20 protein-coding genes and 1 riboswitch are annotated in these 25,649 nt (G+C 73.7%); of the genes, 11 read left to right on the top strand and 9 right to left on the bottom strand.

The genetic code is table 11. The features are described from left to right. Window positions 1-60: 60 nt before the first annotated feature. Entirely contained in the window at window positions 61-1,245 is a 1,185-nt protein-coding gene (locus OIE53_RS14995) for a S1 family peptidase (RefSeq protein ID WP_327022174.1), read from the top strand. Window positions 1,246-1,308: 63 nt separating this feature from the next. On the opposite strand, the gene OIE53_RS14990 is transcribed toward OIE53_RS14995, so the two are convergent. Both OIE53_RS14990 and OIE53_RS14985 read right to left on the bottom strand, forming a co-directional pair. Continuing rightward, the gene (locus OIE53_RS14990; protein ID WP_327027216.1) at window positions 1,309-2,898 is read right to left on the bottom strand and encodes a YbjN domain-containing protein; all 1,590 of its coding nucleotides are present in this window, start codon (window positions 2,896-2,898) and stop codon (window positions 1,309-1,311) included. Window positions 2,899-2,933: 35 nt separating this feature from the next. Further along, the gene (locus OIE53_RS14985; RefSeq protein ID WP_327022173.1) at window positions 2,934-3,413 is read right to left on the bottom strand and encodes a YbjN domain-containing protein; all 480 of its coding nucleotides are present in this window, start codon (window positions 3,411-3,413) and stop codon (window positions 2,934-2,936) included. A 110-nt stretch (window positions 3,414-3,523) separates the two neighbouring features. Here OIE53_RS14985 and OIE53_RS14980 point away from each other — a divergent pair, with 110 nt between their 5' ends. After that, the gene (locus tag OIE53_RS14980; protein ID WP_327022172.1) at window positions 3,524-5,953 is read left to right on the top strand and encodes an FtsK/SpoIIIE family DNA translocase; all 2,430 of its coding nucleotides are present in this window, start codon (window positions 3,524-3,526) and stop codon (window positions 5,951-5,953) included. 76 nt (window positions 5,954-6,029) lie between these two features. On the opposite strand, the gene OIE53_RS14975 is transcribed toward OIE53_RS14980, so the two are convergent. Both OIE53_RS14975 and OIE53_RS14970 read right to left on the bottom strand, forming a co-directional pair. Then, complete coding sequence (locus OIE53_RS14975; protein ID WP_327022171.1) at window positions 6,030-6,257, bottom strand: hypothetical protein; 228 nt, start codon at window positions 6,255-6,257, stop codon at window positions 6,030-6,032. Between the two features lie 86 nt (window positions 6,258-6,343). Then, window positions 6,344-6,658 carry a DMT family transporter gene (locus tag OIE53_RS14970; RefSeq protein WP_327022170.1) on the bottom strand — a complete coding sequence of 105 codons (315 nt, stop codon included), beginning with the start codon at window positions 6,656-6,658 and terminating at the stop codon, window positions 6,344-6,346. A 57-nt stretch (window positions 6,659-6,715) separates the two neighbouring features. After that, window positions 6,716-6,780, bottom strand: a riboswitch (guanidine-III (ykkC-III) riboswitch). A 95-nt stretch (window positions 6,781-6,875) separates the two neighbouring features. Here OIE53_RS14970 and OIE53_RS14965 point away from each other — a divergent pair. From OIE53_RS14965 to pspM, 7 genes are all read left to right on the top strand, one after another. Next, window positions 6,876-7,805: an ornithine cyclodeaminase family protein gene (locus OIE53_RS14965; RefSeq protein WP_327022169.1), complete on the top strand. Its 930-nt coding sequence runs from the start codon at window positions 6,876-6,878 to the stop codon at window positions 7,803-7,805. A gap of 66 nt (window positions 7,806-7,871) precedes the next feature. Then, a complete protein-coding gene (gene rimO, locus OIE53_RS14960; protein WP_327022168.1) occupies window positions 7,872-9,350 on the top strand; it encodes a 30S ribosomal protein S12 methylthiotransferase RimO in 1,479 nt (492 codons plus the stop codon). Between the two features lie 53 nt (window positions 9,351-9,403). Beyond that, entirely contained in the window at window positions 9,404-9,997 is a 594-nt protein-coding gene (pgsA, locus tag OIE53_RS14955; RefSeq protein ID WP_327022167.1) for a CDP-diacylglycerol--glycerol-3-phosphate 3-phosphatidyltransferase, read from the top strand. A 67-nt stretch (window positions 9,998-10,064) separates the two neighbouring features. Continuing rightward, on the top strand, window positions 10,065-10,628 hold the full coding sequence (locus OIE53_RS14950) for a CinA family protein (RefSeq protein ID WP_393337105.1): 564 nt from the start codon (window positions 10,065-10,067) through the stop codon (window positions 10,626-10,628). 125 nt (window positions 10,629-10,753) lie between these two features. After that, window positions 10,754-11,194: a helix-turn-helix domain-containing protein gene (locus OIE53_RS14945; RefSeq protein ID WP_327022166.1), complete on the top strand. Its 441-nt coding sequence runs from the start codon at window positions 10,754-10,756 to the stop codon at window positions 11,192-11,194. Window positions 11,195-11,388: 194 nt separating this feature from the next. Continuing rightward, a complete protein-coding gene (locus OIE53_RS14940) occupies window positions 11,389-12,246 on the top strand; it encodes a PspA/IM30 family protein (RefSeq protein WP_327022165.1) in 858 nt (285 codons plus the stop codon). A 22-nt stretch (window positions 12,247-12,268) separates the two neighbouring features. Continuing rightward, window positions 12,269-13,051 carry a phage shock envelope stress response protein PspM gene (pspM, locus tag OIE53_RS14935; protein WP_327022164.1) on the top strand — a complete coding sequence of 261 codons (783 nt, stop codon included), beginning with the start codon at window positions 12,269-12,271 and terminating at the stop codon, window positions 13,049-13,051. Window positions 13,052-13,116: 65 nt separating this feature from the next. Here pspM and OIE53_RS14930 read toward each other — a convergent pair whose 3' ends face one another. Together OIE53_RS14930 and OIE53_RS14925 are read right to left on the bottom strand one after the other, a co-directional pair. Further along, a complete protein-coding gene (locus OIE53_RS14930; protein WP_327022163.1) occupies window positions 13,117-16,755 on the bottom strand; it encodes a hypothetical protein in 3,639 nt (1,212 codons plus the stop codon). A gap of 180 nt (window positions 16,756-16,935) precedes the next feature. Continuing rightward, entirely contained in the window at window positions 16,936-17,730 is a 795-nt protein-coding gene (locus OIE53_RS14925) for a DNA-formamidopyrimidine glycosylase family protein (protein ID WP_327022162.1), read from the bottom strand. 111 nt (window positions 17,731-17,841) lie between these two features. Between OIE53_RS14925 and OIE53_RS14920 the strand changes: the two genes are divergently transcribed. Then, window positions 17,842-19,041: a hypothetical protein gene (locus OIE53_RS14920; protein ID WP_327022161.1), complete on the top strand. Its 1,200-nt coding sequence runs from the start codon at window positions 17,842-17,844 to the stop codon at window positions 19,039-19,041. Window positions 19,042-19,084: 43 nt separating this feature from the next. Here OIE53_RS14920 and OIE53_RS14915 read toward each other — a convergent pair whose 3' ends face one another. Together OIE53_RS14915 and OIE53_RS14910 are read right to left on the bottom strand one after the other, a co-directional pair. After that, a complete protein-coding gene (locus OIE53_RS14915) occupies window positions 19,085-19,312 on the bottom strand; it encodes a CPCC family cysteine-rich protein (RefSeq protein ID WP_327022160.1) in 228 nt (75 codons plus the stop codon). A gap of 64 nt (window positions 19,313-19,376) precedes the next feature. After that, a complete protein-coding gene (locus tag OIE53_RS14910; RefSeq protein ID WP_393337100.1) occupies window positions 19,377-20,213 on the bottom strand; it encodes an SAM hydrolase/SAM-dependent halogenase family protein in 837 nt (278 codons plus the stop codon). 67 nt (window positions 20,214-20,280) lie between these two features. Here OIE53_RS14910 and OIE53_RS14905 point away from each other — a divergent pair, with 67 nt between their 5' ends. Continuing rightward, window positions 20,281-20,961, top strand: coding sequence for a hypothetical protein (locus tag OIE53_RS14905; RefSeq protein WP_327022159.1), 681 nt, complete (start codon window positions 20,281-20,283; stop codon window positions 20,959-20,961). A gap of 42 nt (window positions 20,962-21,003) precedes the next feature. Here OIE53_RS14905 and OIE53_RS14900 read toward each other — a convergent pair whose 3' ends face one another. Continuing rightward, on the bottom strand, window positions 21,004-25,578 hold the full coding sequence (locus OIE53_RS14900; RefSeq protein ID WP_327022158.1) for an ATP-dependent helicase: 4,575 nt from the start codon (window positions 25,576-25,578) through the stop codon (window positions 21,004-21,006). Window positions 25,579-25,649 lie beyond the last annotated feature (71 nt).

Genomic DNA, 25,649 nt, shown 5'->3' with positions numbered 1-25,649 from the left:
GCTCGGAGCCGTACTCCGACCCGGCAGGCGTGCCCGCGCCTGCCGGGAGGAGCGTGGCGGATGGACCGCAGGAGATGGACAGCCCTCGGTGTCGTGGTGGCGGCGGTGGGCGCGGCGGCGGCGGTGACGCTGCCGTCCTTCGCCGGTGAGGGTGGCACGGCACCCAGTGCCTCTACCGCGCCGACGGTGCCGGGTGCCGACCCGGAACTGGTCGAGGCGATGGGTCGTGACCTGGGGCTGAACCAGTCCCAGGTGGCGGCCCGACTCAAGACGGAACGCTGGGCCGGCGGGGTGGTCGAGCAGCTTCGGGCCGAACTCGGCACCGACTACGGGGGCAGTTGGCTCAGCGCCGACGGCGGCCAGTTGAACGTGGCGGTGGCCGACCCGGCCGAAGCGGCACGGGTCCGGGCCACCGGGGCGGTGCCGAAGGTGGTCGAGCGTGGGGTCGGGCAGCTCGACGCGCTCAAGACCAGGATGGACCGCAACGCCGCCCACGCCCAGCAGGTCTCCGGCTGGTACGTCGACGTGGCCTCGAACAGTCTGGTGGTGCTGGCCCAGCCGGGTGCCGAGGCGGCCGGCTGGCGGTTCGTCGCCCGCGCCGGGGTGGCCCGCCAGGCGGTCCGGATGGCCACCGAGGAGCAGCCGCGCCTCTTCGCCGATGTCCGGGGCGGGGAGCCGTTCTTCGTCGGCGCGGGACGCTGCTCGGTCGGGTTCGCGGTGGTCGGCGGCTACGTCACCGCCGGACACTGTGGCCGGGTCGGTGCCCGCACCTCCGGGCCGGACGGGGAGTTGCAGGGGGTCTTCCGGTCCTCCTCCTTCCCCGGCGACGACTGGGCCTTCGTGCAGGTGAACAGCAACACCAGGGTGTTGCCGGAGGTCACCGACTTCCGGGGCGGCATCGCCCGGGTCGCCGGCTCCCGGGAGGTGGCCGTCGGCTCGTCGATCTGCCGTTCCGGCTCCACCACCGGGGTGCGCTGCGGCACCGTGCAGGCCCGCAACGCCACCGTCCGCTACCCGGAGGGGCTGGTCAGCGGGCTGGTCCGGACCAATGTCTGCGCCGAACCGGGTGACTCCGGCGGCTCGTGGATCTCGGGCAACCAGGCCCAGGGGGTCACCTCCGGCGGTTCGGGTGACTGCGTACGCGGCGGCACCACCTTCTACCAGCCGGTCAACGAGATCCTGCAACGCAACAACCTGACCCTGCTCACCACGCAGAACTTCCGCACCCTGGGCGGCCGGCGCTGATCGGCCGGGCCCGGCCGGCCGCGCGCCGGTCGGGCCCGCCGCACAGGGTGCGTCGGCGTCGGGTCAGGGCAGGGCGGCGACCGCCTCGGCGTATGCGACCCCGGTCCGTACCGCCGCCTCCACCAGCACGGTGACCTGGGCCGGGGCCACCCCGTACGCCAGGTCGGTGGCCACCTCACCGGCCAGCACCAGCTCACCGTCACCGGGATCGTGCACGTACGCCTTGGGTAGCAGCCGGTCGCGGTTCCACCCGTTGCAGAAGGCGTACGCCTCGGCCCGGCGGTCCGCCGGCAGCCGGCGGTCGGCGACCACCCGGGCGTGCAGCACCTCGCCGCGTTCCCCGGCCCGCCGGAACTGGATCACCGCCTCCCCCCAGCGCCCCCGCACCGTGCCGGCGCTGTCCAGGGCGTACCGGTCGCCCCGCCGGTCCAGCGCGGCCGTGATCATCCCCACGGAGAGGGCGGCCAACTCCTCCTCGCCCGCCGGGTCGGGTGCCCCGGAGAAGAACCCCTCGTCGGCCTCGTCCGGCTCCTCGGCGGGCAGCGGCACCGGCGCGGCCAACGGTCGTTCGGCCAGCCAGGCGGCCATCCGACCGGACTGGTGGCCGGTGCCGTTGCGGGCGTCGAAGCTGCCGGCCAGCTCGGTGGCGACCGCGAGCAGGTCGGCGCCGAGGGCCGCCACCGGGACGGTCCCGGCGGGCCGCCCCTGATAGGCCGGTCGGGGTACGGTCCGATCGCCGCCCTCCTCGGCGGCCAGGGTGCAGACCAGGGCCCCGGCCGCGGCGAACTCCATCACGGCCAGATCCTCGTGCGGCTGGTCGAGCCGGGGCAACTGCTCGACCAGGATCGCCAGCCCTCGGTCCAGGTGCCCGCCCAGGGCGCAGTAACGCAGGTGGGTGGCGAGGTGGTCGAACCCCTCCGGCGCCACCCGGTGCCGCCGGTAGGCCCGTACGTGCGCCTGCGCCGCCTGCTGCGCCGCCCCCGCCCGCAACCAGGGCAGCAGGGCCCCCGTCAGGGCGGCCTCGGGTTGGGCGGTGCACCCCAGCGGACCGTCCAGCAGGGGTGCCACCAGGGCGATCGCCTCAGCCCAGTCGCCCCAACCGGCGAGCAGTTCGGCCTGGCGGACCGGCAGGCAGTCGGGACATCCGGCGGCCGGGTCCGGATCGGCGGCCTGCCAACGCCGCAGCCAGTGCCGGGCGGTGGGCTCGTCACCGACATGATCGGCGATGCGGCAGCGTAGCTGGGCGACCAGAGCCGACCCGGTGTCGGCCGGGTCGTCCAAATCGGCCAGCACGGACCGGGCCTGGTCGATGCCGACCCGGGGGGTGCCGAGCAGGGCCTCCACGGCGTACCGCTGGTAGCGGCGCAGGGTCTCGGCGTCCGGCCGCGCAAGGGGTGTGCCGTCCTCGGGGCGGTGCGGCCGGCGAGCCGCCTCCAGACAGCGCCGGACGGGTTCGAAGAGCCGCCACCGTTGGCCGCCGCGCACCTGGGCCTCGACCAGTTCGGACCAGGCGGCCAGCGCCGTGCCGGGATCGCCGGTGGCCTCCGCTAGGGCGGCCACCCGTTCCAGTTCGGCCGTACGCGCCTCACCGTCCGGCATGTCCCGCGCCTCGGCCAGCAGCTCGGCCGGTCGGCGCTCGGCCGGTGCCGACATCCGGGGCCGGTGGCGGCGACCGGCGGCCCACCCGCTCACCGGTGGGCCGTCCCGAACAGCCGGCCCACCTCGGCGGCCAACCGGCAACCGGTGCCGATGCCCCGGTCCAGCAGCCGGTCCAGTTGGTGGGGGGTGACCCCCCGTTCCAGGTCGGTGATGACCTCGCCGCAGACCCGGGCCTGCCCGGCGTCGTCGACATGGACGAACGCCTTGGGCCAGAACCGGTCCCGGTTCCACCCGTTGCAGAAGTCGTGCAGCCGGGGCACGGCCTGCGTCGGGAAAGGGTGAATGGCGACCGTGCGGACCTGGAGCAGCTCTCCGGCGTCACCGGCGCGCAGGAACCAGATGTGCGCCTGCGCCCATCGTCCTACCAGGTCACCCCCGGATTCGGTGGTGACCGGGTGGCCCCGGTGGGCGAGCACCGTGGCGATCAGGTCGTGGGTCAGGGGCCGCAGGGTGCCCGGATGCCCGGCCAGCGGGTCGTCCAGACCGTCGTCGTACTCCGGCGACGCCATAGACATCCCTTCGCAGGCGAATATCACGACAGGTGGCGGGGACCGCGTTGCGACACGCGGAGCCGACTGGAAGACCGGCGTATCGCGGGACCCGCCGTTACGGTGATGCTATGGCGGGCCGTACCTCTCAGGCGAGCCGGCGACGCGGCGCGTCGCCGCGTGCTGGCGCGAACAGTCGTGCCCGTCAACCGGCGAAGAAGGCCGCACCGGCCCGCCGCCGTACCGCCTCGCGGGGTCCCGGCCCGGCCGCCTACATCGGTCGGGCGGTCCGTGCGGTGTGGATGGGGCTGGCCCACGGCGTCGGCTGGGCGGTACGCGCCGCCTCGGGCCGTGACCTGGAGCCGGAGCACCGCCGCGACGGCGCCGGGCTGCTGATGATCGGCCTGGCCCTGCTCAGCGCGGCAGCCCTCTGGTTCTCCGCCGCCGGGCCGGTCGGCGCCCGCCTGGCCGACACCGTCCGGCTGTTCCTCGGCGCCATCTCCGTGGTGGTGCCGGTGCTGCTGGGCATCGGGGCCTGGCGGCTGATGCGTCAGCCCGGCGACCCCGAGCACCGGGGCCGGGGCTGGGTCGGCTGGGGTTCCATGCTGATCGCCACGGCCGCGATGCTGCACATCGGGCAGCAGCCGGGCGACCCGGGGGAGCGGGACTTCGCCGGGGGCCTGATCGGCGCGGGGGTGGGCAGCCTGCTGGAACGGGCCGTCACCGCCTGGGTCGCGGTGCCCCTGCTGATCCTGCTGCTGGTCTTCGGCCTGCTGGTGGTCACGGCGACCCCGATCAACAAGATCCCCGAACGGCTCGGTCTGCTGGCCGGCAGCATGGTCGGCCAGACCGGGCAGGAGACGGAGGAGGCCCCGGCCCCGCCGGCCCGGCGTCGCCCCGCCAAACGCACCCCGCCGCCGGTCGACCCGGAGGACTTCGACGACCTGGACGATGTGGATCTCCAGGAGACCATCGTCCTGCCCCGCAAGGCGCCCTCCCGGGTGCCGGCCAGCCGCAAGCCGGCCGAGCCGCCGGAGCACTCCCCGGCACCCACCCGCGCCGAGCAGTTGGCGCTGACCGGGCTGGCCGGTGACTACACCCTGCCGCCGGCGAACATGCTCGGCAGCGGGGCTGCGCCGAAGACCCGCAGTAAGGCCAACGACGAGGTGATCGCCGCCCTGACCGGGGTCTTCGAACAGTTCGACGTGGACGCCGCGGTGACCGGCTTCACCCGGGGGCCGACGGTCACCCGCTACGAGGTCGAGCTGGGCCACGGGGTCAAGGTCGAGCGGATCACCCAGCTGTCCCGCAACATCGCCTACGCGGTCAAGTCCCCGGACGTACGCATCCTCAGCCCGATCCCGGGCAAGAGCGCCGTCGGGGTGGAGATCCCGAACACCGACCCGGAGAACGTGGCCCTCGGTGACGTGCTGCGCTCCCGCGCCGCCACCAGCGACCACCACCCGATGGTGGTCGCCCTGGGTAAGGACATCGAGGGTGGCTATGTGGTGGCCAACCTGGCGAAGATGCCGCACATCCTGATCGCGGGAGCCACCGGCGCCGGGAAGTCCAGCTGCCTCAACTCCCTGCTCATGTCCGTCCTGACCCGGGCCACCCCGGACGAGGTGCGGCTGCTGCTGATCGACCCCAAGCGGGTCGAGATGACCGGCTACGAGGGCATCCCGCACCTGGTCACCCCGATCGTGACCAACGCGAAGAAGGCCGCCGACTCGTTGGAGTGGGTGGTCCGCGAGATGGACATGCGCTACGACGACCTGGCGGCCAACGGGGTCCGGCACATCGACGACTTCAACCGCAAGGTCCGCAACGGCGAGATCAAGGCGCCCCCGGGCAGTGAGCGGGAGATCCGGCCGTACCCGTACCTCCTGGTGATCGTGGACGAGCTGGCCGACCTGATGATGGTCGCCCCCCGCGACGTGGAGGACTCCATCGTCCGGATCACCCAGCTGGCCCGGGCCGCCGGCATCCACCTGGTGCTGGCCACCCAGCGGCCGAGTGTGGACGTGGTGACCGGTCTGATCAAGGCCAATGTGCCCTCCCGGCTGGCCTTCGCCACCTCCTCGCTGGCCGACTCGCGGGTCATCCTCGACCAGCCGGGTGCGGAGAAGCTGCTGGGTCGGGGCGACGGGCTGTTCCTGCCGATGGGCGCCTCCAAGCCGATCCGCATCCAGGGCGCCTGGGTAACCGAGCGTGAGATCAACGACGTGGTGAAGTTCTGCAAGGACCAGCGCGAGCCGGAGTTCCGTCCGGACGTGCTGGCCCCCGCGCAGGACAGCAAGAAGAAGATCGACGAGGACATCGGCGACGACCTGGACCTGCTGGTGCAGGCGGTCGAGTTGGTGGTCACCTCGCAGTTCGGGTCGACCTCGATGCTCCAGCGCAAGCTGCGGGTCGGCTTCGCCAAGGCCGGCCGCCTGATGGACCTGATGGAGACCCGGGGGGTGGTCGGCCCCTCGGAGGGCTCCAAGGCCCGCGAGGTGCTGGTCAAACCGGACGAGCTGGAAGAGGTCCTGGCGGGCCTGCGCGGCGACGAGGACTGACCGCCGCCGAAAGCACCGATGGGCATACGTCACGGGCCCGCCGCGTGTCGCGGCGGGCCCGTGGCGGGTCGGTGGCTCAGAGGGCGCCGAGGATCAACATGCTGAGCAGCATGGCGACCACGTTGGCGCCGGCGGCGTACCAGCCCAGTGGCTTGTCGCCGAGCACCGCGCCGACGATGCCGAGGACCAGACCGATGACTCCGAAGAGAATCGGATTGAGCAGCAACGCGAGAACCGCGCACACGAAGCCCACGATGGTGCAGATGCGGGCGGCGCTGGTCGAACGAACGGTGCTGGTGGCCATGTCTGCCTCCGGATGGTGAGTCTTCCTCTGCCGTCCGGTCTCTACCCACTGGTGCGGGCCGTCACGCCCACCCCCTGGGATGAAGGTCAGTGGAAGACCTTCAGGCCGACCACCCCGGCCACCACCAGCAGCAGACACAGGATCCGGGGCAGGCTGGTCGACTCACCGAGGGCGAACATCCCCACCAGGGCGGTGCCGGTCGCCCCGATGCCCACCCAGACGGCGTACCCGGTGCCGACCGGGATCTCCCGCAGCGCGTACGCCAGGCCACCCATGCTCAGCACCAGGGTGACCGCGAAGATCGCGGAGGGGAGGGGCCGGGTGAAGCCGGCGCTGCGGTCCAGGGCGATCGCCCACGCTGTTTCCAGCAGTCCGGAGAGCACCAGCACGATCCAGGCCATCGGGTCACCTCTTCACGGTCGCCCGGGCCACCTGGCACGGGACGAGTCGGGTCCAGTTCCGGGGCGTCTTGACCTGACCGGGTACGCCCACGACTCGTCCGGGGGGCCGCAGGGGCCACCGGGATCGACCGTAGCACCGTCCCCGGTCCCCAGGCCCAGGTGAGACCGATCACCTGAGGTGGACCTCAACCTCGCTTGACGTTGCACGATGGAAGGCATGACCCTCCTCATCTCCGATCCGGAGGTCGCCGCCGCCCTGGACGCTCCGACCACCGTGGAGGCGATGCGCCACGCCCTGCTGGCCGCGTACGAGGGGCGGCTGGTGGCGCCGCCCCGGGCCGCCGCGCCGCTGGGCGCCGGCCGGATGGTGCTCACCGCCGGGCACCTGACCGGGCAGTGGTACGGCTACCGGTCGTACGACACCTTCGGTCATCCGGGAGCCGAGCAGGTGGTGGTGCTGCACGACGGGCGGACCGGCGCGGTGCGGGCGGTGGCGGTGGGGGAGGAGTTGGGGTCCCGGCGTACCGGTGGGCTGGGCGGGGTCGCGGTGGACGCGCTGGCCCGCCCGGACACCACCACCCTGGGGGTGATCGGCTCCGGCGGGCAGGCCTGGACCCAGGTCTGGGCGGCCGCCGCCGTACGCCCGTTGCGGGAGGTGACCGTGTTCAGCCGGTCGGCGGCCCGTCGGAGCGCCTTCGCCGACCGGGTGCGGGCCGAACTGGGTATCCCGGCCCGCGCGGTGGACACCGCCCGCGCCGCGGTGCACGAGCGGGACGTGGTGGTGCTCGCCACCACCAGCCCGACCCCGGTGCTGGACGCCGCCGACCTGACCCCGGGCACCCATGTCAACGCGGTCGGCTTCAAACAGCGGGACCGTACGGAGTTCGGCCCGGATCTTCTCGACGCCGCCGCTGTGCTGGTCACCGACTCCCCGGCGCAGGCCGGGGCGTACGTGCCGCCGATGCTGGCCGCCGAAGCGCCGTACGCCTCGCGGTTGCGTGACCTGGGCGCGGTGCTGGCCGGGGCGGCACCGGGTCGCGCCACCGCGGACCAGATCTCGGTCTTCTGCTCGGTCGGCCTGGCCGGCACGGAGGTGTTCCTGCTCGACCAGTTGGTCCGGACCCTCGCCCCGGTCGTCCCGAGCTGATCCGCCCGACCCGTTGGACACCGCGCCCGCCCCGCCGGGGAAGGCGCGGCGGCCCGGTACCCTCGGATGGTGTCTGCCACCTCTTCTGACGGTCGTCGTGTAGCCCTGCTGACCCTGGGCTGTGCCCGTAACGAGGTCGACTCGGAGGAGTTGGCCGCCCGACTGCACGCCGACGGCTGGCAGGTGACCACGGACGGCGAGGGCGCCGACGTGGTGGTGGTCAACACCTGCGGTTTCGTGGAGAAGGCCAAGCAGGACTCGATCCAGACCCTGCTGGCCGCCGCCGACACCGGCGCCAAGGTGGTGGCCGCGGGCTGCATGGCCGAGCGGTACGGCCGGGAGTTGGCCGACAGCCTGCCCGAGGCCCAGGCGGTGCTCAGCTTCGACGACTACCCGCAGATCGCCGCCCGGCTGGACGCGGTGGTCGAGGGCCGCGAGTTCACCGCCCACACCCCCCGCGACCGGCGGGAACTGCTGCCGCTGACCCCGGTGGCCCGGCGGGACAGCGCGGTGTCGCTGCCCGGGCACGGTCGGGGCGCGGACGTCGACGAGCACACCCCGGCGCATCTGCGTCCGGTGCTGCGGCGTCGGCTCGACAGCGGGCCGGTGGCCTCCCTCAAGCTGGCCAGCGGCTGCGACCGCCGGTGCGCCTTCTGCGCCATCCCGGCCTTCCGGGGCGCCTTCGTCTCCCGTACCCCGGACGAGTTGCTGGCCGAGGCCGAGTGGCTGGCCAAGAGCGGTGTCCGCGAGCTGGTCCTGGTCAGCGAGAACTCCACCTCCTACGGCAAGGACCTGGGCGACCCCCGCGCCCTGGAGAAGCTGCTGCCGCAACTGGCCGCGATCGAGGGCATCGTCCGGGTCCGGGCCAGCTACCTCCAGCCGGCCGAGACCCGACCCGGCCTGATCGAGGCGATCGCCACCACCCCGGGGGTAGCGCCCTACTTCGACCTGTCGTTCCAGCACTCCAGCGAGCCCGTGCTGCGCCGGATGCGACGTTTCGGCTCCACCGACCGATTCCTGGAGCTGCTGGCCTCGGCGCGGGAGTTGGCCCCCCAGGCCGGGGCCCGGAGCAACTTCATCGTCGGGTTCCCGGGCGAGACCCGGGCCGACGTCGATGAACTGGTCCGATTCCTGACCGAGGCCCGGCTGGACGCGATCGGCATGTTCGACTACAGCGACGAGGACGGCACCGAGGCCGCCGGGTTGCCCGGCAAGGTCTCCGCCGCCACCATCAAGCGCCGGTACGACAAGCTCAGCGCGTTGGCCGACGAACTGTGCTCGCAGCGCGCCGAGGACCGGCTCGGTACGACCGTCGAGGTGCTGGTCGACTCGATCGACGGGGATCTCGTCGAGGGACGGGCCGCCCACCAGGCGCCGGAGGTGGACGGTTCGACCACCCTCGTCGCCCCGGACGGCGGTGGGGTCGACCTGGCCGCACTCCGCCCGGGTGACCTGGTCCGGGCCACGGTGACCGGCACGGAGGGAGTGGACCTGCTGGCGGTGCCGGATGAGATGATCTCGGCGGCGCCCGGCGCGACACGGTGACGGCGGGGCGAGACGAGAGGGAACGACAGCATGGGGTGCCCGAGCGTGGGCCGATGACCGGCGCTACCGAGTCGACACCGGCTCCGGTGGCGGCCGGGGTGCCGGTGGTGAACGCCGCCAACGCGCTGACCGCCCTGCGGCTGCTGCTCGTACCGGTCTTCGCGGTCTCCGTGGTCTTCGCCGGCATGACCCACCCCGGTTGGCAGATCACCGCCTGCCTGATCTTCGCGGTCGCCTCGGCCACGGATCTGGTCGACGGCTGGATCGCCCGCCGGTTCGGGTTGATCACCGCGGTCGGCAAGGTGGCCGACCCGATCGCCGACAAGGCCCTCACCGGCGCCGCCCTGCTGCTGCTGTCCTTCTACGACCGGCTGCCCTGGTGGGTGACCGGGCTCATCCTCGCCCGCGAACTCGGCATCACCGCCCTGCGGTTCTGGGTGATCCGGCGCGGGGTGATCGCGGCCAGCCGCGGCGGCAAGGTCAAGACCGCCCTGCAGATCCTGGCCATCGTCTGGTACCTGTGGCCGATGCCGGCCGGGCTGGCCGGTGTGGGTCCCTGGATCATGGGGGCGGCGGTGGTGGTGACCGTCGTCACCGGCTTCGACTACATCGCCCAGGCCCTGCGCCTTCGCCGCTCCCGTAGCTGACCCGTCCCGCTCCCGCTGGGCGGCCGAACCGCGCGGCGGCGAGTAGAACCCCGGCTGGTCGGGAAGGATGTCAGGCGTGGGTGTCAGAGAAGCCGAAGGATCGATGGGTCGCGCGGCGGCCGCCGTGGTGCACCGTCTCACCGAGCGACGGGAGACCCTGGCCACGGTCGAGTCGCTGACCGGAGGGCTGCTGGCCGCCACGATCGTGGAGATCGCCGGGGCCAGTGTCGTCTACCGGGGCGGCCTGGTGGTGTACGCGACCGAGCTGAAGGAATGGCTGGCCGGGGTGCCGGGACAGCTGTTGGCCGAGCGCGGCCCGGTCGACGCCGAGGTGGCGGTGGCGCTGGCCGAGGGGGGACGCCGCCGCTGCGGGGCCGACTGGGGGTTGGCCACCACCGGAGTGGCTGGCCCGGAGCCGCAGGACGGCAAGCCGGTCGGGCTGGTCTTCGTCGCGGTCGCCGGCCCGGACGGTACCCAGGTGCGTGAGCTTGACCTCGACGGCGGACGCGACCAGATCCGGGGTGCCACCGTGACCGAGGCGTTGCGGCTGCTCACCGAGCACGCCCAGCTCGCCGAAGGCGCGGAAGTGGCCGTCGGGAGCAGATTTCAGAATGGCCACGCGGCTCGTTAGCCGGGCGGGGAGGGATGTCGCAGCGGCCTACAGCGGGTACGGTTGCGGGAAGGCTCCGTCGATCGGAGCCGGTGCCGCCGCCGGGCCGCACGGTCAGGCGTACTCTGTCCCCCAGGGGAGGTGCGATGGTCCTGCTACGCCGGGTGATCGGTGACGCACTACGGGCGCGCCGGCAGGGGCAGCACCGCACGCTGCGCGAGGTCTCGTCCGCCGCCAATGTCAGCCTGGGCTACCTGTCCGAGATCGAACGCGGCCAGAAGGAGCCCTCCAGCGAGCTGCTGGCCGCGATCTGCCACGCCCTGGGCGCCCGCCTCTCCGAGTTGCTGCGTGAGGTCAGTGACACGGTAGCGCTGGCCGAGCAGTTGCCGGAGGTGCTCGTGCCCGTCTCGAACGAGACGGTCGAGTCGACCCCGGTGGGTGCGGCATCGAGCCGCGCCGTACGCCAGGTCAGCGCGGACGGGGTGGCCGTCTCGGTGCACCAGGAGTCCCCACTCAAGGCGACCCTGCGCAGCACCCGGGTCCGGGCCGCCGACCGCACCGACCGGGACGTGGTCTGCGCCGCCTGAGCCCCGGGTGGCTCGTCGGCGGATGGTCCCGGTGGCAACCGCCGCGTAGGGTTGATCGCGTACGTTCCCTCGTCGCCGGTACGGATGTCTTGCTGGCGCTCGACTGGGACGATGGACCCACCATCGCCGGTGGCCGCGCCGGGCCATCCGAGGTGGGGCTGGCGCAGCAACGCTACTGAGGGGATACCGCGGAGATGGCGAACCCGTTCGTCAAGGGTTGGAAGTACCTGATGGCGCTCTTCGGCGCCCGCATCGACGAGCACGCCGATCCCAAGGTGCAGCTCCAGCAGGCCATCGATGAGGCGCACCGGCAGCACCAGGCCCTGGTCCAGCAGGCCGCCGCGGTGATCGGCAACCAGCGTCAGCTGGAGATGAAGCTGTCCCGGCAGATGTCCGACGTCGAGCGGTTGCAGTCCAACGCCCGTCAGGCCCTGGTCCTGGCCGACCAGGCCCGGGCCAAGGGGGACGAGGCCGAGGCCGGGCGCTACGAGCAGTCCGCGCAGACCCTGGCCACCCAGCTGGTCTCCGCCGAGCAGGCCGCCGAGGACCTGAAGACCCTGCACGACCAGGCCCTCGCGGCGGCCGGGCAGGCCCGCCGGGCGGTGGAGAACAATTCCATGATCCTCCAGCAGAAGCTGGCCGAGCGCGCCAAGCTGCTCAGCCAGCTGGAGCAGGCCAAGATGCAGGAGAGCGTGGCCGCCTCGTTGGAGTCGATGTCCGCCCTCACCGCCCCCGGCAGCACCCCCAGCCTCGACGAGGTCCGGGACCGCATCGAGCGGCGCTACGCCAACGCCATGGGCCGCGCCGAACTGGCCAGCAACTCGGCCGAGGGGCGGATGCTGGAGATCCAGAAGGCCACTCTGGATGTCGCCGGCACGGCCCGGCTGGACCAGATCCGGGCCAGCATGGCCGGTGAGCAGCTCGGTGCCGGTGCCGCCCAGGGCGGTGCCGCGCAGCCGGCGACCGCCGACCCGGCCGTGGCCCGGCTGGACGAGATCAGGGCGACCATGAACCGGGACCGGGGCACCGGCGACGCCAGCGCCGCCGGCTGAGCGGGGGATCTAGGAGGCGACGGTGGCAGCAGACGAACGCACCCGCTACTTCCGGCGGCTGGGCAGGCTGCGACGCTCTGCCCGGCGGTGGAGCGTACTGGCGGGTGGGTTCGGGGGTGCGGCCGTCATTCTGACCCCGTACGCCGGGATCGGGCTGGCCGACGCGGCCTGGGCCGCCGCCGCGGGCGCCACCACCGCCCTGGCCGCCTGGCGGTGGGTGGACCTGCGGGCCCTGGCCGCCCAGCCGGCCCCGCCCGCCCTGGACCCGGCCCAGGCCGCCGCCCGCAGCCGGGCCCGCCTGGTCGCCGCGGTGGAACGACTGCCGGTCGGTGCCGGGGTGGTGGCCGAGGTACGCCGGGCCCGGGCCCGCACCGCCCTGCGGGGCACCAGCGCCGCCGGGCCCTGGGAACGGCTGGACCGGGCCGCCGCGACCATGGCCGGGATGACCGGTCGGCTGACCGGCCTGGCCGAGCCGGCCGTCGCCGAGGCCAGCGCCGCCGAGCAGTCCCTGCGGGAGTTGGCCAACCGGGTGGCCAGTGTGGAGCGGGCCGCCCGCCTGGCCCCCGCCGAGGCCCGGGCACCCCTGGCGGAGGCGCACCAGGCGCTCACCGGCCAACTGGAGGCCGGGGTGGCGGCGTACGAGCGGCTGGTGGTGGCCGCCGCCGGCTACCTGGCCGAGGAGTACCGTCCCCAACTCGAACACCCGGCCGCCGCCCGCCTGACCGAGGCCACAGACCTGCTGCACGGCTTCGCCTCGGCCCTGTCCGAGCTGCGCCCCCACCCCACCCCCGACCTGCCCCGTTGATCAAGAGGTTCTGGTCGTCGGGGCGACGGATCCAGACCGAAACTTCTTGATCAACACCGCAGGGGTCAGTCCGGGGTGGTGATGGGGATGGGGGCGGTGAAGGGGGAGGCGCCGACCACGTTGAAGGAGCGGATCCGGTAGTGGTAGGTGACGCCCCGGGCCAGGCCGGTGTTGGTGAAGCCCCGGCCGGTGACGGTGAAGGTGGACAGTTCGCGGGTGAAGGCCACATCCAGGGCCCGCTGCACGGTGAAACCGGCCCCCTGGCCGGCGGGAGTGCTGGCCGCCCAGCTCAACACCACCACGGCGGTGTCCGGGCCGGGTGAGCTGGTGGCCACGCTCACCGAGGTGGGCACCCCCGGCGCCGGCGGACTGGTCACCGTGACCACGGTCGACCAGGGCGAGGCGGCACCCAGGTAGGTGGTGCGTACCCGGTAGTAGTAGGTGGTGTCCGGGGCGACCGCGGGATCCAGGTGGTGGTCGCCGACCCCGATGGCAGTGGTGCCCGGCCCGCTGGTGAAGGTCGGGTTGGTGGCCCGCTGGACGTCCACACCGGTCGCGAAGGACCGGTTGATCCAGCGCAGCGCCACCCGCAGCGGCGCGGCCGGTGGTATCGCCGCGGTCAGCTTCGTCGGCGCCGCCAACTGCACCGAGGCCGGGACGCTGTTCGACCAGGCGGAGCAGCCCACGGTGTTCTCCGCCCGGATGCGGTAGTGGTAGGTGACCCCGGGGGTGACGGTGGCGTCGGTGTACCGGGTGGCGGTGGCCGCCACGGTCAACTCGGTCAACCCGTCGGTGAAGGTCGGGTCGGTGGCGCGTTGCAGCAGGTGACTGGTGGCCGGTGGGCGGCTGCCGTTACCGGTCCAGGTCAGGTTGATCGCCGGTAGGGCGGTGGCCGAACCGGGCGCGGCGGTGGCGGTCAGCCCGCTGGGTGCCCGGGGCGACACCCGCACCACCAGGGGGCGGCTCATGCCCTGGTCGCGGTGCCCGCCCGCACCGCTGCACCAGCGGTACTCCCAGCCCAGGTTGACCAGCTGGTTGACCACCGAGGCCGGGCGCCCGTCCAGCGGACTGACCGGGGTGGACCCGACCGGTACGCCGACCGGCCGGGTCGGGTCGAGCAGCCGTACGCTGTCGCCGATCTTGAACGGCAGTGCCGGCGGCTCCGGGCGCAGCGCCAGGATCACGTCCTCGCCGGGGTCCACCCGGACGATCTGTTTCCAGCCCAGTTCCCCCGGATCCGGTGGGCGGATCGTGCCGTCGCGGCCTACCCGGCCGACCACCTGCACGTCCAGCCCGTCGAAGCGCACCGGATGGCTCTGCCGGCCGGTGCCGCACACCCGCCACAGCTGGGTGCCGTCGCCGGGCGCCCCGACCGGCACCGCCGGGTCGCTGACGTGCAGCAACTCGGTGGCCGGGTCGGTCGGCCCCAGCGGCAGGAGGGTCTCGGCGCGGGGCCCGGCGTGCGGATGCGCCACCCCCAGTCGCCCGGTGAGTCGGCCGTGTTCGGCCTCGAAGACCTGCCGCACCGCCTTGACGGTCAGCGGCAGGGTGACCGGGCCGGGGGCACCGGTGGGGACGAACTCGACCCCGGTGGCGTGCACCGGGATCCGGGTCGTCCCGGCGGTGACCGTGCCGAAGCAGGGGTCGTACGCCGGGTCCGGCACGATCGGGGGGCGTTGGCTGGCCGCGTACGCCGTCGGTAGTCGCTCGCGCAGCCGGTCCAGGTCGTACGGCTGCGCGGGGGTGCCGGTGACCCGGATCTGCACCAGGGTCCGGGTGTTCGGACCGTAACCGGGCAGGGTGGGTGGCGGGCCCCCCTCGGCGGTCCGGTCGGCCGCACCGGTGTGCTGGTCGTAGCGGGGGTCGAAGGCGGGAAACGGGGCGGGACAGTCGTTGTAGAGGATCAGGGTGCTGCCCGGGGTCACCGTGGCGAAGTCCACCAGCACGTCGGCCCGCTCGCCGGGGGCCAGCAGCAGGGCGTGCCCGTCGACATTGAGCACCCCCGGATCGCGCCGGTCGTAGCGGAACCCCACCGGCCGGTTGGGGATCACCACGGGGGCCGGCAGCAGCCCGCACTCGTTGCCGATCCGGATCAGTGGTGGGCCGCTGGCCCCCGGGTCGGGGACACCGCCGGGACGACCGTCCGTGGGCCAGCCCGCCGGCCGCCCCGGTGCCCGTACCGCCTCGACCATCGGCACCTCACCGGCCTGGGCGTCGGCCAGCCGGTCGTCCGGGTGCCACATCGGCTCGTCCGAGCCGGCCCGGTAGAGCTGGAGGTTCAGCCAGCGGTCGGTGCAGGCGTTGAGGATGCGCCACCGGTACACCCGGGGTTCGACCTCCAGGTAGGGGTAGGCGGCGCCGTTGACCAGCACGGTGTCGCCGTAGACGGCCGGTACCGCGCTGGGGTGGGGGACCCCGGGCACCTCCGGGGGCTCCGCCGGATCGCCGTCCGGGTCGTGGCGCGGGTTCGGCACCGGCCCGGCCTGCGGTCCGGCCGCCGGCACGGTACGAGACCAGGGGCCGTAGTCCCATCGGCCGGTGGGGTTGCCCCCGTCGGGTTGGTACGGGTTCTGCCGGGGCTGGTAGACGTGCGGGTGCCACAGGTTGCCCCGGGCTCCCCAGCGGTGCCGGTCCCAGGTCGGATCCTGCTCGGCGAGCTGGGCGTCGTCCGGTACGAAGGTCTTGTCCTCGAAGACCAGGGGCAGTTGATCGTCGGGCAGTACCCCCTCGGCCACCAGCCGGTCCTGCGCCTCGTCGGCTAGCAGACAGAGCGCGGACTGTCCGGAGTAGACAGTCAGCCGGGACATTCCGATGGTGTTGTCGTGGAACCAGAGCAGCCGTCCGCTCTGCTCGTTCGGGAAGTACAGGGTCGTGGCCCCCGGCCCGGGAGGCGGCATGTCCGGTACGTGGCGCAGGCCCACCCCGGTCGGATAGGGGGTGATCTCACCGGCCGGGGTGATCCACTGGTGGGGGTTGCCGGCGCTGATCCAGCCGGTGTGCGCCCCGGCCAGGTGCAGCACCGCCCGGTTCTGCGGGTAGGGGGCCGGCCCGCCGAGGGGTCCCGGGCCGGTGGCGGGCACTGTCGGATCCACCGGGAGGAAGAGTTCGCCGGCCGGTCCGGTGGGCAGTTGGTTGATGAACTTGATCCGTACCGGTCGGCCCCGGCGGGCCAGGATGACCGGGCCCAGGTACCAGGCCCGGGGCGGCGGGGCGAGGGTGTTGTGTCCGTCGGCGTCGGTGCCCAGGTTCAGTTGCCGGTAGCCGCGCAGCCGGGTCGCCGGCAGGTCCCGGTGCAGCCGCTGGGTGTACTCCGTCAGCCCGATCTCGTAGTAGTCGCAGCCGGGATGGCTGATGGTGTCCGGCAGCGCCACCGGAAGTCCGGCCCCCAGCGGGGTGCGTCCCGCCAGGCCCAGACCGGGCAGGGGGTCCAGGAACTTGCGGATCCCCGTGCCGGCCAGCACCGCCCCGGTGTCGTCTAGCACCGGCAGGGGGCTGTGGGCGTGGTTGGGCACCGGGCCGAAACAACGGGGCGCCGCCGCCGGGTCCAGGCTGGCCGGGGCCGGGCTGCCGGCGGATTCGGGGCCGGCCAGGGCGTCCGGCGCCGAATCGGTACGGGCGGCGGGCAGGGTGGCGGGCGGAGCCGGTTGATCGCTGCGGGTGGTCCGGTCGAGCCAGGTCGACCGGAGTCTACGGAAGACGGCCATGGCTCTCCCGGTGATCGGGGCGCGGCGGTCACCACCCCGACGTGGTCGGCCGCATCACGCTGCATTGACTATCCGTGAGCGCTCAACCGCAGCATGCGACCTGACCGGCCGGCAAGGAAGTACCCAATCGTGTCAATTTGCTGCTCATTCGGCGTGTTGTCGCCCGCCACCCCGCCGCGGTCAGGTTGGGGCGGGCTGGCAGCGGGGGCACCAGTAGGTGACCCGTTCGCCCAGTTCCTCCTTGCGGATGGCGGTGCCGCACCGCCGGCACGGCTGGGCCCGCCGCCCGTACACGTAGCTGGTCTTGCCCCGACGAAGTGACCCGGTGGTGCTCTGGGTCCATCGGCCCCGGTTGGCGGCCAGCAAATCGTGCGCCAGGGCTACCAGGCCCGGAAGGTCCGGCACGGCCTCCACCCGGGTACGCGGGTTGACTCCGCGCAGGAACAGCAGCTCGCACTTGTAGAGGTTGCCGACACCGGCCAGGTTGCGCTGGTCCAGCAGGGCCTCCGCGATGCTCTCGGCCGGTCGGTCGGCCAACCGGCGGACCGCCTCGGCCGGGTCCCAGTCCGGCCCCAGCAGGTCGGGGCCGAGGTGCCCGACCAGCCGGTGCTCCTCGGCGGTCGGCACCAGCGTCACCTCGTGCAGGTGGTAGCCGACCGCGGTGGCGGTGGCCGTGGTCAGCACCACCCGGATCAGGTGGGTCGGGCGGGCGGTCCAGCGTTGCCCCGGGGCGTACACCCGCCAGGTGCCGTCCATCCGCAGGTGGGAGTGCAGGGTCCAGGGTGCCCCGCCGGTCGGCTCCGCCAGCCGGAGCAGCAGGTGCTTGCCGCGGCTGGCGCAGTCGGTCACCCGCCAGTCGGTCAGGTCGGTGGTGGCCAACCGGGGCACCCGGAAGTCGCTGCCGGTCAGCCGAGCTCCGGTGAGGGTGCGAGCCAGGAGACGGGCGGTGTTCCACACGGTGTCACCCTCGGGCATCCCGCCATTATCCCCCCTTTCGAGCGCAATTCACGTGTATCGCTATCTGTAGCGCACTTCTCATCGCTGTGCCGATCTGGGCAGGATTAGCCAACTACATGGAGGATTGACATGAATTCTCTCCGTATTCCGTTCCTCTCGATGGCCCTGGCCACCCTGCTGGCGGTGACCCTGCACCCGACACCCGCCTCCGCCGCCCGTACCGACCGGTGGCAGGTGGACCTGTCCGTCGTGGACGCCGACGACGTCAACGTCCGGCACACCCGGGCCGGTCTGCGACTGGCCGATGCCCGCCCACCCACGGCCCCGGGGCGGCACAGCCTCGTCGCCGAGGGAATGCTGGTGACCCCCGCCCGTACCCTGGCCGCCCCGGCCACCCGGGTCCGGGCCGAGGTCACCGCCACGGTCAGGCCGGGGGCCGCCGCTACGGTCCAGGTCCGAGGGTGGCGGACCGGCGGCTGGACCGAGTGGCGTGCGGCCGGCCCGGCCGCCGTCTTCGACGGCCCGGTCACTCGGGTGCAGACCCGGGTGACGCTCACCGCCAGCCGGTCCGGCGCGAGCGCCCAGGTCCGGTCCGTCCGGCTCACCGCCGACGAGGTCCCCACCATCACCGCGGCCACCCCCGGCCTCACCTTCCGGGTGTTCGCCACCCGGATCGGTCTGGTCGGCAACACGACCGCGAACGGGCACGTCATCGTGCCCGGTGACCACTTCGTGGCCCTGCCCTCCGGGCGCAGCCTGTCGCCCCGCAACAGCGGGGACTACACCGTCCGGGTCTGCACCACTCCCGGCAGCCGATGCGAGTACGCCCCGGTCTGGGACATCGGCCCGTGGAACACCCGCGACGACTACTGGAACATCAGCGGGGTGCGGGAGAACTGGAAGGATCTGCCGCAGGGTCGACCGGAGGCCCAGGCCGCCTACCAGTCCGGCTACAACGGCGGGCGGGACCAGTTCGGACGGGTGGTGCTCAACCCGGCCGGCATCGACCTGGCCGACGGGACCTTCTTCGACGGGCTGCAACTGACCACGAACGCCTGGGTCGACGTGGCCTACCTGTGGACGGGTACCGGCACCCGGGGGGTGGTCGGAGACGGTCCGCTGAACATCCGCACCGGCCCGGGCACCAACTACGCCACCCGGGGCCTGGCGGCCCAGTACGCCAGCGTGCCGATCGAGTGTTACGTGACCGGGCAGACCGTGACCGGCCCGTACCGCACCACCAACCGGTGGAATCGACTGGCCAGCGGGCAGTTCGTCAGCCACGCGTACATCTCGGCGGTCTGGGGCGGCGCGGTGCCGGTCTGCTGAGGGCCGGATCGGGTCGGGGTCGGAGCACCCCGGCCCGGCCGGGTCAGGGCAGTTCCTCGGGCCGAGGGGGGCGTACCGAATCCTGGTAGCGGGGGTGGCAGGCGCCGTAGACGGCGAAGTTGAGCCGGGCCATGGTCAGGCTCAGCTCCCCGTTGGGACCGCCCCGCACCACCTCGGCGTCGGCGTCGGCCTGGCCGTCGTCGGTCCAGAAACACACCGGACAGGTGCCGCCGCCGGTACGCGACGCGCAGCAGGGACAGGCGGCAGGCACCCAGCGATCTTCCACTCCGACAGCCTTCCACAATGGAGGTTTCGTGCGTGTGGCGCCGGACCGGTCAGCAGTCGGCGAGCCCATCGACCCGCAGCAGCGTACCGGCAGCGACACCGAGCACCTCGGCCGCCCGGCCACCGTTGGTCGACAGGGCGACCCGACCGGCCGAGTCCGGGTGCGCCACCAGGGCACCGGGCGAAGCGTCCCCAAAGGTACGACCATGCACCGCGACCCGCTCCCAGGTCTGCTCGCCGACCGGGCGGATCCGGACCCGGGCCGGCAGGGCCAGCAGCAGGTCGGCCGGGGCGGCCAGTTGGAGGTTGCCGAAGTGGTCGACCGTCAACACCTCGGCGGTGAAGCCGTCCGGACGTACCTCGACCACCGGCTCGGGCAGCCGGATCAGGGTAGACACCTCGACGGCCGGACCGGCCTCGGACAACGGGGCGCCGGAGGCCAACCGGGCCGCGACCGGAGCGAAGACGTCCCGCCCGTGGAAGGTGGCCGACACCCGCTGCGCCAGCCACCGCGGGTTGGTCAACTCCACCGCCTCGGTGACCCCGCCGAGCGCGGTGGCCGCGTCGATCAGCAGCCCGTTGTCCGGCCCGACCAGCAGGCCACCGGGGGTGGCCAGGGCGATGCCCCGGCGGGCCGTGCCCACCCCCGGGTCGACCACCGCCACGTGCACCCCGACCGGCAGGTACGGCACGGTCTGCGCGAGCACGGCCGCACCCCGACGGATGTCGCCCGGTGGCACCAGGTGGGTCACGTCGATCACCCGGAGGCTCGGGGCCAGCCGGGCGATCACCCCGTGGCAGGCCGCCACGAAGCCGTCGGCCAGGCCGTAGTCGGTGGTCAGGGAGACGATCTGGGTCGACCCGGTGAGGTGCGCACTGCTGGTCACGGCATCGGATGGTACGTCCGCCCACCGGCACCGGTGCCAGGACGGCCACCTGCCGGATAGGTGACAGGTGCACTGGCCGACCGGCCACTGCACGGTCTGGGCCGAGTTGGGCAGACTGCCAGGAGTGACCCAACGGATGATCCTCCCCGCCGTCGTCCTGCTCACGGCCGCTGTCGCGCTGACCGGCTGCGGCGGTGACCCGGATCGGCCGTCCACGGCCGCCCCGGCGCCGTCCACCTCCCTACCGGCGGCCACCCCGGCCGTACCGACGCCCTCCTCGGCCGAACCGGCCACCTCGGCCGCCGCCCCGGAGCCCGCCACCACAGCGAGCGCCGCCGTCCCACCGGCCCCGCCCGCGCCGCCGGAGGCCAAGCCCGGGCCGGACAGCACCTCCCCCCGGCTGCCGCTGAGCCCACCGCCGGTGGAGCTGCCGCCCCGCCAGCCGGGGGCACCCAGCGCCCGGGAGGTCGTAGCGGCCTTCCGCAAGGCCGGCCTGAAGGTCGCCAACTCGCGCAACCGCTCGGTCGAGTGCGGGCCGGACGGTCTGGGACTGGGCTGCTCCGAGCTGATCGTCACGGACAACATCGGGGTGTACGTCTTCCCCGACGAGGGCAGCGCCATCGACATGGCCGAACTGTGGAGCGGGGCCTCCCACCGCCGGGGCACCATCGTGCTCAACTACCTGGAGGGGCCGACCCCGAAGGCCGACCGACCCCGCTACGAGAAGGTCCTAGCCGACCTGCACTGAGCGAGCGGCGCGGTCGGGCACCGTGCGGGGTGGTCGGCAGGATCAGGCGCGCAGGCGCAGACCGCGGGGGGTGGCCCGGAAACCGGCGGCGGTGAGGGCGTCGCTCAGCGCGGAGGAGCGCACCGACTGGCCGTCGGCCCGCTCCACCGAGATCGGCCCCAACGCGCCGGAGGCCACCGCACCGGCCAGGGCCTTACCGGCGGCGGCCAGGGCCTCCGGGTCGTCGGTGTAGGAGAGCAGGGTCCGCCCGCCCCGCTCCACGTAGAGCACCAGGTCACCGGCGACCAGCACGACCAGGGCGCCGGCCTTGCGCCCGGCCCGGTGGCCGGTGCCCGGTGTGGCCGCGTCGCCGGAGTCGACCACCCGGTCCGGCCAGGGCAACGCCGCGCCGTACGGGTTGGCCGGATCGGTGGCGGCCAGCACCAGGGCCGGGCCACCGGGAGTCTTCGGGGCGTCCAGCGGCTCGGCCAGGGCGCGGATCCGGTCCACCGCCCCGGGCACGGCGAACTGTGCCGCGCCCAGCCCGTCGACGAAGTAGCCACGTCGGGCGGCGCCGCGTTCCTCCATGGCGGCCAGCACCGGATAGACCGCCGCGAAGCCGCCGGCCACCTGCTCGGCCACGACCGCCCCCCGGGTCAGCACACCGTGTCGTTCCAGCAGCACGTCGGCCAGGGCCGCGGCCCGTCGGGTCGGATCGGTGTCCCGTTCGGGCAACCGGGACCAGCGGCCGGCCACCGTCGGCGGGCCGCCCCGGCTGGGCAGGGCCACCCGCCCCGGACGCCGGTAGCGACTGCGGGCCGCGGTAGGTCGGGCCCGGTGCGCGCCGCCCCCACCGAGGGCCGCCCGCAGGGGGGCCAGGGTGTCGTTGGTCAGGTGCCCGGCCCAGACCAGATCCCAGAGGACTCCGGTCAGCTCGGCGTCGTCGGTGGCACCGACCCGGTCGGCCAGCGCCCGGAAGAACAACGCCTGCCCCTCGCCGAGGGCGTCCAGCACGGCCTCGTGCAAGGGGGTACGGGCCAGAGTCTCGTCCGGCATCGGGAGCAGCAGCGGTGCCAGGTCGGCGTAGGCCAGGCTGACCCAGCCGTCCCCGCCGGAGATCGCCCCGGCACCGGCCCACAGCACCTCGCCGCTGGCGCAGAGTTCGTCGAGCAGGGCGGGGGAGTAGTCGGCCACCCGGGCCGGGAGCACCAACCGTTCCAGTGCCGAGGCGGGCACGGACATCCCCTGCAACTGCTCCACGACGGCGGCCACCGCCTCCACCCCCCGGGCCGAGGAGCCGACCTGCTGCCACCGGGGCAGGAAGGTGGCCAGCGCCCGGGGCGGCACCGGCTCGATCTCCCGGCGCAGCGCGGCCAGGGATCGGCGGCGCAGCAGCCGCAGCACCTCGGCGTCACACCACTGGGTGCCGACGCTTTCCGGGGTGAACTCGCCGGAGACCACCCGCCCGGTGGCGGCCAGGCGGCGCAGCGCCTGCTCCACCACGAAGACCCCCAACCCGAACCGGGCCGCGCAGCTGGCCGCCGCGAACGGGCCGTGGGTCCGGGCGTACCGGGCCACCAGGTCGCCCAGCGGGTCGGCCACCGGTTCGAGGTACGCCTGGGCCACCCCCACCGGCAGGGCCACCCCCAGGGCGTCGCGCAGCCGACCGGCGTCCTCCACGACCACCCAACGGTCCTGCCCGGCGATGCGTACCGGCAGCACCCGGCGGCTGGCCGTCAGCTCGGTAAGCCAGTCCAGCGGCACCCCACGCTCGGCCAGCTCCCCGGTGCTCAGGTCGCCGAGCTGGCGCAGCAACTCGACCACGTCCTCCGCGTCGCGGGGCCGGCGCTGGGGAGTCAACCAGCGCAGTTGCCGCTCGGACTCGGCCAGCACCACCGGGTCCAGCAACTCGCGCAGGTCCACCCGGCCCAGCAGCTCACCCAGCAGGGCGGAGTCCAGGGCCAGGGCGGCGGCCCGCCGCTCGGCCAGCGGGGCGTCGCCCTCGTAGAGGAAGGCGCCGACGTACCCGAAGAGCAGGGACCGGGCGAACGGTGAGGGCCGGGGGGTCTCCACCTCGACCAGCCGGACCCGGCGGCCGGCCAGGTCGCGCATCACCTCAACCAGGGCGGGTACGTCGAACACATCCTGCAGGCACTCCCGGGCCGCCTCCAGGGTGACCGGGAAATCGGCGTACTCGCGGGCCACGTCGAGCAGTTGGGCGGCGCGTTGCCGCTGCTGCCACAGCGGCTGCCGGCGGCGGGGGTCACGGCGGGGCAGCAACAGCGAGCGGGCGGCGCACTCCCGGAACCGGGCGGCGAACAGTGCCGAGGAGCCGACGGACTCCTCCACCAGCTGGGCGATCTCCTCGGGGTCGAAGGCCACCACGTCGGCGCCGGGCGGGCTGTCGGCGGTGTCCGGCAGCCGTACGACGATCCCGTCGTCGGAGGGCAGGACCTGGGCGTCCATCCCGTAGCGTTCGGCGAGTCGACGGGCTAGGGCCAGGGCCCAGGGCGCGTTGACCCGGGCCCCGAGCACACTGTGCACGGCCAGTCGCCAGTCGCCCAGCTCGTCGCGGAACCGCTCGACCACGACCGTCCGGTCATCCGGCAGGGAGCGGGTGGCGGCCTGCTGTTCGCGCAGGTAGGCCAGTAGGTTCCCGGCAGCCCAGTCGTCCAGCCCGGCGGCCCGCAGCGCGGCGGTGGCCTCCTCGTCGCCCTTGCGCAGCAGGGTCCGGATCCGCGCCCCGATCGCCCGGCCCAGTTCCACCGGGCGGCCCGGCTGGTCGCCCTTCCAGAACGGCATCTTGGCGGCCTGCCCGGGGGCGGGGGAGACCAGCACCCGATCCGGGGTGATCTCCTCGATCCGCCAGGAGGAGGAGCCGAGCAGGAAGACGTCGCCCACCCGGGACTCGTAGACCATCTCCTCGTCCAGTTCGCCGACCCGGGCGGCGCGTTCCGCCCCGGCCAGGAAGACGCCGAACAGTCCCCGGTCCGGAATGGTGCCGCCGCTGGTCACCGCCAGCCGCTGGGCCCCCGGGCGGCCGGTCAGCACATCGGTGGCGCGATCCCAGACCAGCCGGGGACGCAACTCCGCGAAGGCGGTAGAGGGATAGCGCCCGGAGAGCATGTCCAGTACGGCGTGCAGGGCCGAGTCGGGCAACTCGGCGAAGGGCGCCGCCCGGCGGACCACGGCCGCCAGGTCCTCGACCCGCCACTCGTCCAGGGCGACCATCGCGACGATCTGCTGGGCGAGCACGTCCAGCGGGTTGCGGGGATGGTGCAGTTCCTCGATCCGGGCCTCGCTCATCCGCTCGGCCACCACCGCGCAGGAGAGCAGATCCCCCCGGTGCTTGGGCAGCACCACCCCCCGCGACACCGCGCCTACCTGGTGCCCGGCCCGGCCCACCCGCTGGAGACCGGCGGCCACGCTCGGCGGTGCCTCGATCTGCACCACCAGGTCGACCGAGCCCATGTCGATGCCGAGTTCCAGGCTGGAGGTGGCCACCACCGCGGGCAGTTGACCTGCCTTGAGTGACTCCTCGATGTGCCGGCGTTCCTCCCGGGAGACACTGCCGTGGTGGGCCCGGGCGATCACCGGCAGGGCCCCGGCCATCGCACCGGCCTGAGCCATGATCCGCGCCGGGGTGGCGGTGACCCCGGTGGGCCGTGCCGTCGGCGACTCCTGGGGGGACTCCTCGGCGGCCAGCTCGTTGAGGCGGGCGCAGAGTCGCTCGGCGCTGCGCCGGGAGTTGGTGAACACGATCGTGGAACGGTGTGCCTGGATCAGGGCGTACACCCGTTCCTCCAGGGCGGGCCAGATCGAGGCGGTGCGCGGGCCGTCCAGCCCCTCCTCGGGGCCGGGTTGCTCGTCCAGGCGGGTCATGTCCTCCACCGGCACCTGGACGCTGACCTCGATGGTCTTGGCGGTGGTCGGGGCGACCACCTCGACCGGTCGGGAACCGCCGAGGAACCGGGCGCACTCCTCGATCGGTCGAACGGTCGCGGAGAGCCCGATCCGCTGCGCCGCCGCCGGCAACAGTTCGTCCAGCCGCTCCAGGGAGAGCGCCAGGTGGGCCCCGCGCTTGGTGCCGGCCACCGCGTGCACCTCGTCCAGGATCACCGTCTGCACCCCGCGCAGCGAGTCGCGGGCCGCGGAGGTCAACAACAGGAACAGCGATTCCGGGGTGGTGATCAGGATGTCCGGTGGGGTACGGGCGAAGGCCCGGCGCTCGTCCGCCGGGGTGTCGCCGGTACGCATCCCTACGGTGATCTCCGGCGGGGGCAGCCCGAGCCGGCTGGCGGCCTGTCGGATGCCGGCCAGGGGGGCCCGGAGATTACGTTCGACGTCCACCGCCAGGGCCTTCAGGGGGCTGACGTAGAGCACCCGGCACCGGTGCCGGGGTTCGGCCGGGGCGGGGTCGCGGGCCAGCCGGTCCAGGGACCAGAGGAAGGCGGCCAGGGTCTTGCCGGAGCCGGTCGGCGCCACCACCAGGGCGTTGCGTCCGGCGGCGACCGCGGCCCAGGCACCGGCCTGGGCTGCCGTAGGTGCCTCGAAGGCGGCGCTGAACCATTCCCGGGTGGCCGCACCGAACCGGGAGAGGGTCGCCCCACCGGTCGGGGCCGCACTTGATGGTGCCACCAGCCCATCCTGCCCCGGACCCTGGAGGTCCGCCGACCCGAACCCCTGGTGGGTTATTGGGCAGTTAAGGC

It is taken from the genome of Micromonospora sp. NBC_01739 (assembly GCF_035920385.1).
Lineage (GTDB): Bacteria > Actinomycetota > Actinomycetes > Mycobacteriales > Micromonosporaceae > Micromonospora.
This window is presented reverse-complemented; position numbering and strand designations above follow the sequence as displayed.